Source organism: Lysobacter sp. Soil_N_51 (assembly GCF_057655755.1).
Window position 1 is genome coordinate 157351 of sequence record NZ_JBDGLR010000003.1, and the last position, 15827, is coordinate 173177.

At 64.7% G+C, this 15827-nt stretch carries 15 protein-coding genes and 2 tRNA genes; 14 read left to right on the forward strand and 3 right to left on the reverse strand.

Translation table 11 applies throughout. The features are described from left to right. The first annotated feature begins 61 nt into the window (after nt 1-61). Nucleotides 62-136 (forward strand) — tRNA-Val (locus AC3A4T_RS06135). Here the strand turns inward: AC3A4T_RS06135 and AC3A4T_RS06140 are convergent. Next, nucleotides 107-310, reverse strand: coding sequence for a hypothetical protein (locus AC3A4T_RS06140; RefSeq protein WP_487674587.1), 204 nt, complete (start codon nt 308-310; stop codon nt 107-109). The two genes, AC3A4T_RS06135 and AC3A4T_RS06140, sit on opposite strands and share 30 nt — an antisense overlap. 897 nt (nt 311-1207) lie before the next feature. On the opposite strand from AC3A4T_RS06140, the gene AC3A4T_RS06145 reads away from it, so the two are divergent. Next, entirely contained in the window at nt 1208-1375 is a 168-nt protein-coding gene (locus AC3A4T_RS06145) for a hypothetical protein (RefSeq protein ID WP_157477074.1), read from the forward strand. A gap of 192 nt (nt 1376-1567) precedes the next feature. Here the strand turns inward: AC3A4T_RS06145 and AC3A4T_RS06150 are convergent, their stop codons facing one another. Both AC3A4T_RS06150 and AC3A4T_RS06155 read right to left on the reverse strand, forming a co-directional pair. Then, complete coding sequence (locus tag AC3A4T_RS06150) at nt 1568-2701, reverse strand: MvdC/MvdD family ATP grasp protein (RefSeq protein ID WP_487674588.1); 1134 nt, start codon at nt 2699-2701, stop codon at nt 1568-1570. Next, on the reverse strand, nt 2698-4488 hold the full coding sequence (locus AC3A4T_RS06155) for an ABCB family ABC transporter ATP-binding protein/permease (protein WP_487674589.1): 1791 nt from the start codon (nt 4486-4488) through the stop codon (nt 2698-2700). The genes AC3A4T_RS06150 and AC3A4T_RS06155 overlap by 4 nt, the downstream gene beginning before the upstream one ends. Nucleotides 4489-5142: 654 nt before the next feature. Between AC3A4T_RS06155 and thrS the strand changes: the two genes are divergently transcribed. The 12 genes from thrS (at nt 5143) to AC3A4T_RS06215 (ending at nt 15816) form a co-directional block, all read left to right on the forward strand. Next, nucleotides 5143-7044, forward strand: coding sequence for a threonine--tRNA ligase (gene thrS, locus AC3A4T_RS06160; RefSeq protein ID WP_487674590.1), 1902 nt, complete (start codon nt 5143-5145; stop codon nt 7042-7044). Nucleotides 7045-7117: 73 nt separating this feature from the next. Further along, nucleotides 7118-7642: a translation initiation factor IF-3 gene (gene infC, locus AC3A4T_RS06165; protein ID WP_198339052.1), complete on the forward strand. Its 525-nt coding sequence runs from the start codon at nt 7118-7120 to the stop codon at nt 7640-7642. A 497-nt stretch (nt 7643-8139) separates the two neighbouring features. Then, the gene (rpmI, locus tag AC3A4T_RS06170; RefSeq protein ID WP_027083463.1) at nt 8140-8337 is read left to right on the forward strand and encodes a 50S ribosomal protein L35; all 198 of its coding nucleotides are present in this window, start codon (nt 8140-8142) and stop codon (nt 8335-8337) included. 12 nt (nt 8338-8349) lie between these two features. Then, nucleotides 8350-8709 carry a 50S ribosomal protein L20 gene (gene rplT, locus AC3A4T_RS06175; protein ID WP_036101921.1) on the forward strand — a complete coding sequence of 120 codons (360 nt, stop codon included), beginning with the start codon at nt 8350-8352 and terminating at the stop codon, nt 8707-8709. A 174-nt stretch (nt 8710-8883) separates the two neighbouring features. Next, entirely contained in the window at nt 8884-9282 is a 399-nt protein-coding gene (locus AC3A4T_RS06180) for a hypothetical protein (RefSeq protein ID WP_487674591.1), read from the forward strand. A gap of 15 nt (nt 9283-9297) precedes the next feature. Beyond that, on the forward strand, nt 9298-10308 hold the full coding sequence (pheS, locus tag AC3A4T_RS06185; RefSeq protein ID WP_487674592.1) for a phenylalanine--tRNA ligase subunit alpha: 1011 nt from the start codon (nt 9298-9300) through the stop codon (nt 10306-10308). Nucleotides 10309-10406: 98 nt separating this feature from the next. Further along, entirely contained in the window at nt 10407-12836 is a 2430-nt protein-coding gene (gene pheT / locus AC3A4T_RS06190) for a phenylalanine--tRNA ligase subunit beta (RefSeq protein WP_487674593.1), read from the forward strand. Between the two features lie 58 nt (nt 12837-12894). After that, a complete protein-coding gene (locus tag AC3A4T_RS06195; RefSeq protein WP_036101930.1) occupies nt 12895-13209 on the forward strand; it encodes an integration host factor subunit alpha in 315 nt (104 codons plus the stop codon). Then, a complete protein-coding gene (locus tag AC3A4T_RS06200; protein ID WP_036101932.1) occupies nt 13190-13546 on the forward strand; it encodes a MerR family transcriptional regulator in 357 nt (118 codons plus the stop codon). The genes AC3A4T_RS06195 and AC3A4T_RS06200 overlap by 20 nt, the downstream gene beginning before the upstream one ends. 148 nt (nt 13547-13694) lie before the next feature. Next, nucleotides 13695-13771 (forward strand) — tRNA-Pro (locus AC3A4T_RS06205). A 278-nt stretch (nt 13772-14049) separates the two neighbouring features. Beyond that, complete coding sequence (locus AC3A4T_RS06210) at nt 14050-14316, forward strand: DUF2845 domain-containing protein (RefSeq protein ID WP_487674594.1); 267 nt, start codon at nt 14050-14052, stop codon at nt 14314-14316. Nucleotides 14317-15222: 906 nt separating this feature from the next. Continuing rightward, complete coding sequence (locus AC3A4T_RS06215) at nt 15223-15816, forward strand: class I SAM-dependent methyltransferase (protein ID WP_487674595.1); 594 nt, start codon at nt 15223-15225, stop codon at nt 15814-15816. The last annotated feature ends 11 nt before the right edge of the window (nt 15817-15827 follow it).

The window sequence follows — 15827 nt, forward strand, 5'->3', positions numbered from 1 at the left end:
CGCCGCGCGCTGGGCTAAACTGCGCCCCCTTCGCCGGGGAATTGCAGTAATACGGCGATGCGGGCGGTTAGCTCAGCGGTAGAGCACTACCTTGACATGGTAGGGGTCACAGGTTCGAACCCTGTACCGCCCACCAACCGATCTCCGGGCTGTTCGCGCCGGAAGAGGTTGGGACAAACGAAGCATCCAGAAAACCGTCGCCTCGAAGCGGCGGTTTTTCGTTTTGGCCGTCGCTTGAGCCGTTCGGCGCCTGTGCACGCCCACGCGGGCCGCGCACGCCGATGCCGGCATGGCCACGCAACTCGATCACTGCGCGCCTTGGGCTTGAGGCGGCGCATGTGCCGCGGCTGATTTCCGCGACTTTCCTTGTGCCGGCTCAAATCGTGTCCGACCCGCAATGGCGAACCGATCCGCCGCGCTTGCGAAGGCGATCTCGCCGATCCCCATCATCGTTTCGCTTCGGCGGCCATGGCGTTGCGCGGAGGCGAACCCGCGCAGCGAGCGCAGGCGAATCGAACGCCGGCACTCGGCGGCGCGCGGATTGCCGCGTTGCGACCGAACGCTTCGCATCGGTCGGTATCCGCGCCGCTTGCGGCGAGACGGCATCGCCACGGCAGGGCGGCGACGCCAGGTTCCATAGACGACACACACGCGAAGGAAGCCGCGATGCCGCCGAGTAAGCCGCTGCGGTCCGGCAGTCGTCATTCCGGCTTCGGACACGCGGCTGAATCGCGCGGTCGTGGTCGGCCGCTTCGCGCGCCCGGGCGCTCCGTGCCGGCGGCGGTCGCGGTTCGCGCGACGGGCGATGCCGCCTCGAGAGCGATGGCTTCAACGCGTCGTCGCATCTCGGTCGAGTCGCGATGCGAGCACGGCGGATGCTCGCGATTCTCCGCATATTCCAGACAATTGAAACGCCGGCGCCGCAGCCGGACCTGAACTCGCATGCATTCGTCGAAACTGCTCGTCGAGATGCTCCGGCGACCCGCCGCCGCCGCGCGATCGCATGGTCAAACTAGCCTCGTATGCCGAATTCGATGTGCGCAAATTGCGGTCAAAGATCAGCTAAGACACGGATTGTTTGTGGGTTTCTTGAGTTGCATCACACTGATCCGCTGTCGAAACCGCATGCGATGTCTTGTTAAGCCTCTGCGTTGCTTCCTATGCTCAAGCTGCGGCCATCCCGCCGCGCATAGCTAAGGAGTAGGCAATGTCGCAGAACGAACAGACCCGCTTGATCGGCCGCATGGTCGCCATCGAGGTTTCGATGTCCGAAGACGCTGGTAACGAAGTCTCTTTCGCCGCCGCGTCGACGTTTGTCCGCACCAAGCCGTTCAACGAGATCGATCGCGCCGACAACGGTGATCAGATCCCGTAATCCGCGCACCCCGGATTATCAAGACGATAGAGCCGGGAGGCATGCCTCCCGGCTCTATTTGCATGCGGCATCGGTCGGCTTGCGGATTGCCCGTGGCCAGATGCCGCGCAAGCCGCCGCCCCCGCTCGCGCCGAACGCTTCGGCCCCGACGGCGGGAGCGGGCGACGCGGAACGCCGCCGCCCGCCGCACGCTCACTCGCGCATTTCGAACGAACGCGGCAGCGCGAGGTGCAGGTGCTCGGCCGGATCGACATCGCCGCGCTGCTCCATCGAATCCCAGTACTCACGATATCGGTACACCGGCTGGCGCCAGTCGTAGACGAAGTTCGGGTCGCGGCTCTGGCTGAACTGCACGAAGCAGTCGAGCAACTGCAGTTCGGGGTTGACCCCCTCCAGCCACAGGAACTGGCCCATCTCGTTGACTTCCAGGAACATGTACTCGCCCTGGGTGGTGACCACGAAGTCGATGCAGCCGAACACCAGGCCCATCCGCGCCATCAACGCCAGGCAGCGTTGTTCGATCGCTTCGGGCAGCGCGTAGCGCTCGTAGCCCATGGATTCGCTGAAATCGTTCGCGCGCCAGTCGACCAGGTAACCGCCTGAATTCTGCGATTTGATCTGCGCGGCGATCACCGTGCGGCCGATGACCGTGACCCGCAGTTCGTAGCTCTTGTCGAGCAAGGGCTGATAGATGCCCGGCGCGTTGGACAGCGAGGCATCGTTGCCGAGCAGTTCCTCGCTGATCGCCGCGGTGTAGGTGGCCATCGCCTTTTCGTCCGAGACCCACGATGCCCCGGTCATCGGCTTGTAGATCAGCTTGCCGCCGTGCTCATGGAAAAACGCGCGGATCGCGGCCGGGTCATTGGAGATCAAGGTGCTCGGCACCGGCAGGCCGACATCGGCCGCGACTTTCAGCTGCGCCGCCTTGCGGTCGGCGCGCGCCTTGGCCGCGACCGGGTTGATCCAGAAACGCGGGCTCTCGTCGAGCAGGCCGACGGTCGCGCGGATGAACTCGTTGGCCTCGGTCTGGGCGAAGCGCGTGTCGGCCGGATGCAGGTCGGGCGATGCCTGCGGCAGATACCAGCGCCGCAGCCACACGGTGTCGATGTCGTGCGAGCCGAAGTCGCGATGATGGCGCGCGCAATGCAGCGTCACCTGGGCCGGATCGGCGTTCGCGCCGGCGCCGTCCACGCGCAGGCTGACCCCGTGTTTCTGCGGGAAATCGTGGGTGTACCAGACGTGTACGGTCTCGCCTTCGTGTTCCAGCGCCCAGGCCACGGCGCGCGCGTGGATGTCCCAGGGATCGCTGACTATCAATGTCGTCATGACAGGTCCTGTGTCGTAACGGTGGAGGAGGGTGGGGTGTTGGGTTCGGATTCGCCGGTGTCGTGTCCGCGCTGCTGCATCGCCCATAGCGCGGCGTAGCGGCCCGACGCGGCCAGCAGCGACGCGTGGCTGCCGCGCTCGACGATGCGGCCGCGTTCGAGCACCAGGATTTCGTCGGCGCCGACCACGGTCGACAGGCGGTGCGCGATCACCAGGGTAGTGCGGCCTTGCGCGGCCTGATCGAGTTCGCGCTGGATGCCGTGTTCGGTATGCGTGTCCAGCGCCGAGGTCGCTTCGTCGAAGATCAGGATCGCCGGCCGCTTGAGCAAGGTGCGCGCGATCGCGATGCGCTGTTTCTCGCCGCCCGACAGTTTCAGCCCGCGTTCGCCGACGTTGGTTTCGTAGCCTTGCGGCAGGGTCTGGATGAACTCGTGGATATGCGCGGCGCGGGCGGCGTCGAACACTTCCTCGCGGCTGGCGTCGGGGCGGCCGTAGGCGATGTTGTAGTACAGCGAATCGTTGAACAGCACCGTGTCCTGCGGGACCACGCCGATCTGCCGGCGCAGCGAATCCTGGGTGACTTCGCGCAGGTCCTGGCCGTCGACGGTGATGCGACCGCCGGCGACGTCGTAGGAGCGATACAGCAGGCGCGCCAGGGTCGATTTGCCGGCGCCGGTGCTGCCGACCACGGCCACGGTGCGGCCGGCCGGAATCACGAAGTCGATCGCCGCCAGCACTTCGCGTTCGCCGTAGTTGAACGAGACTTGCTCGAAGCGCACTTCGCCGCCGGACACGGCCAATTCCGGCGCACCGTCGCGATCGCGCACCTCGACCGGTTCGTCGAGCAACGCGAACATCCGCTCCAGGTTGGCCAGGGTCTGCTTGGTCTCGCGGTAGATCATGCCGAGGTAACTCAGCGGCGCGGCCAGTTGCAGCAGGAACGCGTTGACCAGCACCAGATCGCCCAGGCTCATGCGTCCGGCGACCACGCCGTCGGTCGCGCGCCACAGCAGCAAGCTCAGGCCGGTGGCGATGATCGCGGCCTGACCGATGCCGAGCAGCGACGCGGCCTTGAGGCTTTTGACCCCGGTGTCCTCCAGGCTGCGCAGGCGCTGGTCGAAACGTTGGGCTTCGAAGCGTTCGTTGTTGAAGTACTTGACCGTTTCGTAGTTCAGCAGCGAATCCACCGCGCTGGCGTTGGCCTCGGTATCGGCCTCGTTCATGGCCTTGTAGTAGCGCTGGCGCCACTCGGTCATGCGCACGGTGAACAGCAGATAGGCCGCCAGCGTGCCCAGGGTGATCGCGGCGAAGCTCATGTCGTAGCGGCCGACCAGGATCGCGGTGACCAGCACGATCTCGATCACCGTGGGCACCACGGTGTACAGCGCGGTATCGAGCAGTTCCGAAACCGAGGACATGCCTCGCTCGAGATCGCGGATCACCGCGCCGGTGCGCCGGTCCATATGGAAGCGCAGGCTCAGCATGTGCACATGCGCGAACACCCGCAGCGCGACCTCGCGCGAGGTGCGCGCCAGCACCCGCGCGAACACGATGCCGCGCAGCTCCTGAAACACCGACGACGCCAGGCGCAGCGCGCCGTACGTGCACAGCAACAGCACCGGCACGGTCAGCGGGGTGGGTTTTTGATCCAGCGCGTCGATCAACTGCTTGAGCAGCAGCGGGACGCCGGTGGTCGCCAGCTTGGTCGCCAGCACCAGGCTCACGCCCAGCACGACCCGGCCGCGGTAATACCAGATCGTCGGCCACAGCCGACGAATCAGCGTCATCGCGCCGGCGCCGCCGCGGGACGGAGGCGAAGAGGGCGCTGCGGTGTCCGGCGCTGGGGTGGGAGGAATGGCGTCCGCGCTCATCCCTGGCCCGGCTGAGTGGGCTTCGCGCGCGTGTCGTGGCAACGGCCGCGTCCGTCGCGGCTGGCTTTGTTATGTCCCATCACGCCCCAAGCAGATGGCTTCCCTGTGCGGTTTACGGTACCGGAAGGCTGGGTTATTGCCTATCGGCGGCATTCGTCGGCGCCAGGCCGATCGTGTACGGGCATCACAGTGCCGGCGATTGCGCCGGCGGTTGACTTGCCCGGCGGCGTCCCCAACTATTGGCGTCTGCGACACGGCATCCGGCCGTGTCCCGAATCGAGGTGGCCCGCGACCGATCGCCGGCCGAGCGTGCGACATGGACACTACCCGCGCCCATCGCTGAACCGTCGCAGGCTCCCGCAAGCGCAGGCGCCCTCGCGGCGCTTTTTTCTTGTCCGCCGATTCGCTCAACCCACCCGCCGGCCGGTCCGTAAACGACCTGCGCCGTCGTGCCACCGCTCCGATTGCCCGATCCCGGGTCGTCGAACCCGCCGTGCAGCCGATCCCAGGTCGGCGCCAGCCGATGCGGCCACCTCATCGCCACGCCTGCCCAATCAAGACCTCAACGCCATGATCGCCATTACCCTTCCCGACGGCAGCCGCCGCGAATTCGAAAACCCCGTGTCCGTGATGGACGTCGCCGCCTCGATCGGCGCCGGCCTGGCCAAGGCCACCGTCGCCGGCGAAGTCGACGGCAAGCTGGTCGACGCCAGCGACCGCATCGACCACGACGCCAGGCTGCGCATCATCACGCCCAAGGACCCGGAGGGCGTCGAGATCATCCGCCACTCCTGCGCCCACCTGGTCGGCCACGCGGTCAAGCAGTTGTACCCGAGCGCGAAGATGGTGATCGGCCCGGTCATCGAGGAAGGCTTTTATTACGACATCTGGTTCGAGCGCCCGTTCACGCCCGAGGACATGGCCGCGATCGAAGCGCGCATGGTCCAGCTGATCGACAAGGACTACGACGTGATCAAGAAGGTCACGCCGCGCGCCGAAGTGATCGAAGTGTTCGCCTCGCGCGGCGAGGACTACAAGCTGCGCCTGGTCGAGGACATGCCCGACGAAAAAGCCATGGGCCTGTACTACCACGAGGAATACGTCGACATGTGCCGCGGCCCGCACGTGCCGAATACGCGCTTCCTCAAGGCGTTCAAGCTCACGCGCATTTCCGGCGCGTACTGGCGCGGCGATTCCAAGAACGAACAGCTGCAGCGCATCTACGGCACCGCCTGGGCCGACAAGAAGCAACTCGCCGCCTACATCGAGCGGGTCGAGGAAGCCGAGAAGCGCGACCACCGCAAGATCGCCAAGCAGCAGGACCTGTTCCATCTGCAGGAAGAAGCCCCGGGCCTGATCTTCTGGCATCCGAAGGGCTGGTCGGTGTGGCAGGTGGTCGAGCAGTACATGCGCAAGGTCTACCGCGACAGCGGCTACGGCGAAGTGCGTTGCCCGCAGATCCTCGACGTGTCGCTGTGGCAGAAGTCCGGCCACTGGGACAACTACAAGGAGAACATGTTCTTCACCGAGTCGGAGAAGCGCACCTACGCGCTCAAGCCGATGAACTGCCCGGGCCACATCCAGGTGTTCAACCAGGGCCTGCACAGCTACCGCGACCTGCCGATCCGCTACGGCGAGTTCGGCTCGTGCCATCGCAACGAGCCGTCCGGCGCGCTGCACGGCATCCTGCGCGTGCGCGGCTTCACCCAGGACGACGGCCACATCTTCTGCCTGGAAAACCAGATCGAGGCCGAGGTGACCGCGTTCCACCAGCAGGCGCTGGCGGTGTACCAGCACTTCGGCTTCGACGAGATCCAGATCAAGATCGCGCTGCGTCCGGATTCGCGCCTGGGCGACGATGCGACGTGGGACAAGGCCGAAGGCGCCCTGCGCAGCGCGCTGTCGGCCTGCGGCGTCGAGTGGCAGGAGCTGCCGGGCGAGGGCGCGTTCTACGGCCCGAAGATCGAATACCACCTCAAGGACGCGATCGGCCGCACCTGGCAGTTGGGCACGATGCAGGTCGATTTCATGATGCCCGGCCGCCTGGGCGCCGAATACGTCGATGAAAACAGCCAGCGCCAGACCCCGGTCATGCTGCACCGGGCCATCGTCGGCTCGATGGAGCGCTTTATCGGCATCCTGATCGAGCACCACGCCGGCCAGTTCCCGGCCTGGCTGGCCCCGGTCCAGGCCACGGTCATGAACATCACCGACGCCCAGGCCGATTATGTGGCGGACGTCCGGAAAATCCTTGCAAATCAAGGGTTCCGGGTAGAGGCCGATTTGCGCAACGAAAAGATCGGCCGTAAGATCCGCGAGCACACGCTCGATCGCGTGCCGTACCTGCTTGTGGCCGGCGACCGCGAGAAGGACAATGGCATGATTGCAGTGCGTACGCGGGCAGGGGAAGACCTGGGGACGATGACCGTCGCCGAGTTCGCCTCGCGTTTGAACGCTGAGTCAGCCTTCTAACCGCGCACAGCGTGCAAAAGATCCCGTCCCGGCGGCAGTCCGGGACGGCGTGAACCACTTTGGAGATTCAACAATCAGTACCCCCGAGAAGCCGAATCGTAAGAACCAGGAAATCCGTGTACCGCGCGTGCGCGTGATCGGCAGCGATGGCGAAATGATCGGCGTGCTCACGCGCGACGAAGCGCTGCGCATGGCCGAAGAGGAAGAACTGGATCTGGTCGAAATTCAGCCCAACGCCGATCCGCCGGTCTGCAAGATCATGGACTTCGGCAAGTTCCGCTTCGAGCAGCAGAAGAAGGCCAACGAGGCCAAAAAGAAGCAGAAACAGGTCGAGATCAAGGAACTCAAGTTCCGTCCGGTCACCGACGAGGGCGACTACCAGATCAAGCTGCGCAACATGCGCCGTTTCCTGGAAGAAGGCGACAAGGTCAAGGTCAACATCCGTTTCCGTGGCCGCGAAATGAGCCACCAGGAACTCGGTCGCGAGATGGCGGCCCGGATCGAGGCCGACCTCGGCGAGGACATCGTGGTCGAATCGCGTCCGCGCCTGGAAGGGCGGCAGATGGTCATGATGATCGCGCCGAAGAAGAAGATCTGAAGCTCGAATGCAGCAGCCCCCGGCAACCCCGGGGGCTGTTTCTTTGTGGGCGATGGATGCGTGGCCGTGGGTGCGACGCGGTCCTGTCCGGCGCACCGATCCGATGCGTCGGTGATCGCCGGCGCCGCGCAAAACGCCGCGACGGGCGCCGCCCGCGCCCCAGGTCCCGCGCACTTTCGAGGTGCTGCGCACTCCCAAGGTCCCGCGCACTATCGATGCGGCCAGCCCGCGCGGTTCAGCGCAGCGCGCCGCCTCGGCCGCGTCCGGCGATTCGTCCGCGCATCAAGCCCCTGATTTGCAAGGGGATAGCACCGTAGGCATAATGTGCGGCCCGGTTCTCCGGGTTTGTTGTTTGCTGCATCACGGACCTGTTGTGGATTCCTTTTGAATCAACGACTTACAAGCCGGCAAGGGCAGGACGGAAAGAGTGGCCGCGCTTCATCGCGCATCGTGCCACCGCCCAGGCCAGTGACATAAACCTCCGAAAGGACATCGCAATGCCCAAGATCAAGACCAATCGGGCGGCAGCCAAACGCTTCCGGAAGACCGCTTCCGGCAAGTACAAGTGCGGCCACGCCAACAAGAGCCACATCCTCACCAAGAAAGCGACCAAGCGGAAGCGCAACCTGCGGCAGACGAACCATGTTCGTGCCGAGGACGCTGGCCGTCTGGACCGCATGCTTCCGTATTTGTGAGGAGACTGAACAATGGCACGAGTTAAACGTGGTGTTACGGCGCGTCGCCGCCACAAGAAAATCCTGAAGCAGGCCAAGGGCTACTATCACGCCCGTCGCAAGGTCTTCCGCGTCGCCAAGCAGGCGGTCACGAAGGCGCTGCAGTACGCCTACATCGGCCGCAAGCAGAAGAAGCGCAATTTCCGTTCGCTGTGGATCACGCGTATCAACGCGGCGGCCCGCATCAACGGTCTGAGCTACAGCCGTTTCATGAACGGCCTGCTGAAGTCCGGCATCACCCTCGACCGCAAGGTGCTGGCGGACATCGCCGTGCACGACGCGGTGGGTTTTGCGGCGCTGGCCGAAAAGGCGAAGAGCGCGCTCGCGGCTTAATGCGGATCCCTCCGCGAAAGCCCGCGCCTTGGTGTGCGGGCTTTCAGCGAGGAGCTTAGGCATGGGGAAGGGCGCAAGTCCTTCCCCATTGTCGTTTCTGGACCCGGCAAACAGGCTGCCCGGCGCGGCATCGACCCCAGGAAATATGCGATGAAAGGAATCTCGAACCACCGATTGCCGGCGCTGCTGGGCCTGGCGCTGCTGTCGATGTCGGTGTCGGCGCAGGAACTGGGCGCGCGCCAACAGCGCGAAGCCGATGCGCTCAAGCGGTTCGGTGACGTGATGGGTGGAATGGCGCGCAACGAACAGTGCAAGGTGCTGGACGAGGCGCGCAGCCAGCAGTATTCGGACGACGTGGCCACGATCACCAGGAAGCTGGAACGCCAGGTGTCAGGTGAGAAACTGCTCGGGGTGGTCATCAATGCCTCGGTCGCGACCGCCGCGCCGGAGCATGCCGCGGGCTGCGACGAAGCGACCAGACAGGCCGTCGAGGCGGCCAGCGAACAGGCGAGGGATTGGGCGAACGAGATCCGCCCGGTCCGATCGCGGGACACACAACGCAGAGCAAAGTGAAGGAAACCACAGCACATGGCTGAGATCGAGCAACTGACGCAGCGCGCGCTGGCCGACATCGCCGCGGCCGACTCTCCGGACGCCATCGAAGCGCTGCGCGTTTCGCTGCTCGGCAAGTCCGGCAGCGTCACCGCCCAGCTCAAGCAGCTCGGCGCCTTGCCCGCCGACGCGCGCAAGGCTGCGGGCGAGGCGATCAACAAGACGCGCGACGCGCTGACCGCCGCGCTGGCCGAACGCAAGAGCGCGCTCGACGATGCCGCGCTCGACGCGCGCCTGGCGTCGGAAACCATCGATGTCACCTTGCCCGGCGTCGATGCGGTGCGTGGCGGCCTGCATCCGGTGAGCCGGACCATGGAGCGCATGGCGGACATCTTCGGCCGTCTGGGTTTCGAACTGGCCGACGGCCCCGAGATCGAAGACGACTGGCATAACTTCGAAGCGCTGAACTTCCCGCCGCACCATCCGGCGCGGGCGATGCACGACACCTTCTACTTCCCGCCCGACAGCGCCGGCGAAGCCCGCCTGCTGCGCACCCATACCTCGGGCATGCAGGTGCGCTACATGCTCGAGCACAAGCCGCCGCTGCGCATGATCGCGCTGGGCAAGGTGTACCGCAGCGACAGCGACCAGACCCACACGCCGATGTTCCACCAGTGCGAAGGCCTGCTGATCGACGAGCATTCCAGCTTCGCCGACCTCAAGGGCACCCTGGCCGAATTCGTACGCGCGTTCTTCGAGCGCGATTTCGAAATGCGCTTCCGCCCGAGCTATTTCCCGTTCACCGAACCCTCGGCCGAAGTCGACATCGCCTGGCAGCAGCCCGACGGCAGCACCCGCTGGCTGGAAGTGCTGGGCTGCGGCATGGTCCACCCGAACGTGCTGCGCAACGTCGGCATCGACCCGGAGCGCTACACCGGCTATGCCTTCGGCATGGGTGTGGAGCGCCTGACCATGCTGCGCTACGGCGTCGACGATCTGCGCAGCTTCTTCGAGAACGATGTCAGGTTTCTCAAGCAATTTGCTTGAGAAACCGGGATTCGGGATTTGGGATTCGGGATTCGCAATAGCGAATCCGATCCCGCTCTGCGAATCCCCAATCCCGAATCCCTAATCCCGGCCTTCAAATGAAATTCAGCGAAAACTGGCTCCGCCAGCACGTCCCGACCGCCGCCACGCGCGAGCAGCTCGCCGCGACCCTGACCGCGATCGGATTGGAAGTCGAAGAAGTCACCGCGCTCGGCGCGACGCTGGACGGCGTGGTGGTCGCGCGCATCATCAGCGCCGAGAAACATCCGGAAGCCGATCGCCTGCAGGTGTGTCAGGTCGATACCGGCAACGGCACGGTCCAGATCGTCTGCGGCGCGCCGAACGCGCGCGCCGGACTGGTCGCGCCGCTGGCCACGGTCGGCGCCACGCTGCCCGGCGGGATCGCGATCAAGGCGGCCAAGCTGCGCGGCGTGGAGTCGTTCGGCATGCTGTGTTCGGCCAAGGAACTGGGCATCGACGCCGATGCCTCGGGCTTGCTGGAACTGCCGGCCGATGCCGCGCCCGGCACCGCGCTGGCGCAGTACCTCGGTCTGCCCGACGCCAGCATCGAGATCAAGCTCACGCCCAATCGCGCCGACTGCTTCAGCGTGCGCGGCATCGCCTTCGACGTCGCCGCGGCGACCGGCAGCACCGTGGCCGCGCTCGATATCGTGCCGGTGCCGGCGGTGACCGACTCGGCGCTGCATGTCGAACTCAGCGCCGGCGCGGACGTGCCGCGCTACTGCGGCCGGGTGATCGAAGGCGTCGACGCGACCGCGCCGACCCCGGTATGGATGGCCGAGCGCCTGCGCCGCAGCGGCGTGCGCCCGGTGTCGCTGCTGGTCGACATCACCCAGTACGTGATGCTCGATCTCGGCCAGCCCATGCACGCTTTCGACCGCGACACCCTGAGCGGCCCGGTCGGCGTGCGCCATGCGCGCGCGGGCGAGGTCACCAAGCTGCTCAACGGCCAGGACGCGAGCCTGGACGAACAGTTCATCGCGATCACCGACGGCGAGGGCGCCGCGCAGCGGGTGATCGCGCTCGGCGGGATCATGGGCGGCTTCGACAGCCGGGTGACCGACACGACCCGCAACGTGTTCCTGGAGGCGGCGCATTTCGCGCCGGCCGCGATCATCGGCCGCGGCCGCAAGCTCGGCCTGCACACCGACGCCGGCCACCGCTTCGAACGCGGCGTCGATCCCGAACTGCCGCGTACCGCGATCGAATACGCGACCCGCCTGATTCTCGACATCGCCGGCGGCACCCCCGGCCCGGTGGTCGAGTCGGCGCTGCCCGACCACCTGCCGTATCCGCTTCCGGTCGTGTTGCGTCGCGCGCGTCTGGCGCGGGTGCTCGGCCTGAGCGTCGCCGACACCGATGTCGAACGCATCCTGCAGGCGCTGGGCCTGGCGGTCGAGCGCAGCGACGAAGGCTGGTCGGTGATCCCGCCCAGCCGCCGTTTCGATATCGCGATCGAGGAAGACCTGATCGAGGAAATCGCCCGCATCCACGGCTACGACGCGATCCCGACCACCTTGCCCGGTGGCGCCGCGCGCCTGATCGCGCCGACCGAGACCCGCGTCGACAGCGCCACCGTGCGCCGCCAACTGGCCGCGCGCGACTATCTGGAAGCGATCAACTACGCCTTCGTCGACGCTGCCTGGTTGCAGTTGTGGCAGGCCGAGGCCGGCGCGGTGCCGCTGGCCAATCCGCTCAGCGCCGAGCTCGGGGTCATGCGCACGATGCTGCTGCCGGGTCTGGTCGCCGCGCTGGGCCGCAACGCCTCGCGCCAGCAGGACCGGGTGCGCTTGTTCGAGCTGGGCAATGTGTTTTCGAGCCGGGATTCGGGATTCGGGATTCGGGATTCGGAACAGCAAAGCTTGGCGCCGGTCGAGACGCAGCGGGTGGCCGCGGCGGTGTGCGGGGCGGCGCGGGCGGAGCAGTGGGCGGTCGCGTCGGCGCCGGTCGGCTTCCACGACCTGCGCGGCGATCTGGACAGCCTGGCGGTCAGCGCCGGCGCGCAGCTCGAGTACCGTCCGTCGCAGCCGGCCTGGGCGCATCCGGGCCGTTCCGCCGATGTGTACCGGGTCGACGGCGGCCGCGAGCAGCGGCTGGGCTGGATCGGCCAGCTGCACCCGCGCCTGCAGCGCGCGCTGGACCTGGATCAGGACGTGCTCGCGTTCGAGCTGGATCTCGCGCCGCTGGTCGAGCGCGCCATCCCGAAGGCCGGGGCACAGTCCAAGTACCCGTCGGTGCGCCGCGATCGCGCGTTCATCGTCGCCGATTCGGTCCCCTGGGCGGCCATTCAGGCCACCGTGAAGGCGGCCGCCGGCCCGATCCTGCGTGAGTTGGTGCTGTTCGACCGCTACCAGGGCAAGGGCGTGGAAACCGGATTCAAGAGTCTCGCTATGGGCTTGATTGTGCAGGATGAATCGCGCACCCTGACTGACCGGGATGTGGATGCGGTCGTGGCTGAAGTGACGGCCGCGGTGGAGCGGGAACACGGCGCGAAACTGCGCGCCTGACCCCGATCCGGCATCACTGGCATGGACGTCCCAGCCCGGGCGTCGCGCAGAGGACAACATGGCACTAACGAAAGCGGAAATGGCGGAGCGGTTGTTCGACGAAGTCGGGCTGAACAAGCGCGAGGCCAAGGAATTCGTCGACGCGTTCTTCGATGCGCTGCGCGAAGCATTGGAACAGGGCCGTCAGGTCAAGCTGTCGGGCTTCGGCAACTTCGACCTGCGCCGCAAGAACCAGCGACCCGGCCGCAATCCCAAGACCGGCGAAGAAATCCCGATTTCGGCGCGCACGGTGGTCACCTTCCGTCCGGGCCAGAAGCTGAAGGAACGCGTCGAGGCTTACAGCGGAGGCGAGCATGCTGGATCCGGGCAGTAACCGCGAACTTCCGCCGATCCCGGCGAAGCGCTACTTCACCATCGGTGAGGTCAGCGAGCTGTGCGACGTCAAGCCGCACGTGCTGCGTTACTGGGAAACCGAATTTCCGACCCTCAACCCGGTCAAGCGTCGCGGCAACCGCCGCTACTACCAGCGCCACGAAGTGCTGATGGTGCGGCAGATCCGCGGCCTGCTGTACGAGCAGGGCTACACCATCGGCGGCGCGCGCCTGCGCCTGGAAGGCGAGTCGGCGAAGGACGAATCGGCGCTGAGTTCGCAGATCGTCAAGCAGGTGCGGATGGAGCTGGAAGAGGTGCTGCAACTGTTGCGGCGGTGAAGCTGCCGCAACACGGGATTTGAGATTGGGGATTCGGGATTGGTAGCGGCTTGGGCCGAATCGCTACGAATCCCTAATCCCGTATCCCGAATCTCCGCAGTTACGGCTATACTTGCGGCCCGTTCGCAAGAGCGGATCAGCACCATGTCGGGGCGTAGCGCAGCCTGGTAGCGCATCTGCCTGGGGGGCAGAGGGTCGTCGGTTCAAATCCGGCCGTCCCGACCACTGATCGAGCCGTAAACGCAGCCCTGGCGAAAGCCGGGGTTTCGTGTTTCTGGGGATCGGCGTCCGCCGGCCGCGCGACGATGCCGGTGCGGCGATGGGGGGGGGCATATGAGGCCCTGCCGCGCGAGGCTTTGCGCGCGCGAGCGCCCGCCGCGCGTCGGCGCCGAATCGCGTGCCGGTGGTGCGTCCCGGTCTTATCGATTCCGACTATTGGTCGACGACAGCGTGGAAGCCGCGAGGGTATGCTCGGCGCTCCCCCAATGTGGAAAGGAGTTCCAATGCGCTATCTGGCCGCAATCGTCCTTTCGCTGCTGCTGGCAGTGCCCGCTTGGGCCCAGTCGGTCGCCTTCGGCAGCAAGCTGGTCACCGTCGGCGACAGCACCGGCAAGGTCTATCAAGTCGCGGGCAAGCCCGACCGCGTCGTGCAGCTGCAGAACAAGTTCGGCGCCAATAACGGCGAACGCTTCGAGTACTACGTCGGCAATAAGACGGTGCTGATCACGGTTCGTGATGGGCATGTGGTGGAGATCAGCGAAGTTTTCTGAAGTCGTGGAACGAAGTAGCTCTTGGGGACGCGATTGACCGTGTTTTTTCAATCGCATCGCGCAAGGCCATGTCTGCGGTCGCTTCCCGTCGTCTGGTTCGGTCTGAAGTAGCGAAATATCAGCTCAGTTTCTGAGGTTTCCACCGCCCTCGAGTCGTAAACGAAGCCCCGGCGAAAGCCGGGGTTTCGTTCTTTATTCTTGGCAGTTGCGTCCCGATCATCGTCGACGAGGGGCTGCAGGCTGGCAGACACATGTATGAACCGGCCTGGCAAGGCGCACGACGCTGCAGGCGGTCATTGGACCGGGGCCGGATGAAGCGACGAAGATGAGTGTATCGGCGGTGGTTTGTGCACAGGGTATGGGGCTTGGAGGGATTCGGTTCGCGCCATAACTTTTCAACGACATATCAATGCTGTTGCGGCACTTCCTTGACGTCCTCGTCCACGATGCGAACCAGATCGGATCGTCGCGCCTCTATTCGTGAATCGAGCCGTTAATCAATCATTTCGAATGCGTTACCTTGCCGGTAGAGCGCTTACTACGACGGCCGATCGCGATGGCACTTAAATAAGTCACGTTTGGTCAATCATTTGGCGTAATCGAGTGCGTTAAATGTGCGCCAGGGCATTCGAAGCCAGGACGCAGCTTGTCGTCGCCGAACTGGTGTCCGCAAAGGGTGTAACCACTGGGGCTGCTGATAACGACGTGGTCCGAGAGTATTTTGACTTGGCTCGCTTTCTTCGTCCCCCGAGCACGCTTCTCTGTTTGCGTGAAATTTTTTGCATTCCGAACATGCAAATTATGTGTAGTAAATAAGTTGACGGATACACGCTCGCGGCATTTCATTGGCTCAATTATGCGACCTTCATGTCGTTAATCGATTTGGATCGGGCTTGAATACATGCAGTGAAAACAAGTACGCTCGAAGCGTTTATCGTTTCAGGTCGGGGAAGGCGCATGGGTTACGATTTTACTTATGACTGGTTTAGTTGGAATATTCCGCTTTTCGAGAAGCATCTAGGGCCATTGCGGGACACGCCGATCAACGTCGTGGAAATAGGCAGTCACGAAGGTCGGTCGACCACATGGCTGCTGGATAACGTTCTCACGCATAACGATGCGCGTTTGATTTGCATTGATTATCATCTGCAGGAAAAGTTCTGGCCCAATGTCGAGCAGACTGGGGCACGGGCCAAGGTCGAAATGATATTGGGGTATTCTTATCGGGGCTTGGCTTCGCTTCCCGCCGAAATCTACGACTTCGTCTATATTGACGGCAGTCATTGGTCCTGCGACGTGCTGGAAGATGCCGTGCTCGGATTTCGTCGTGTGAAGGTTGGCGGAATTATCGCTTTCGATGATTATCTTTGGAATGATCCAAAATACAACCAGCATGGTTGCCCCAAGCCGGCTGTCGACGCCTTCTTGCAGATGTATTCACACAAGCTGGAAGTGTTGGACGTGGCCCAACAAGTGTGGGTGCGAAAAATAAGCGACTGAAGGGATTGGAC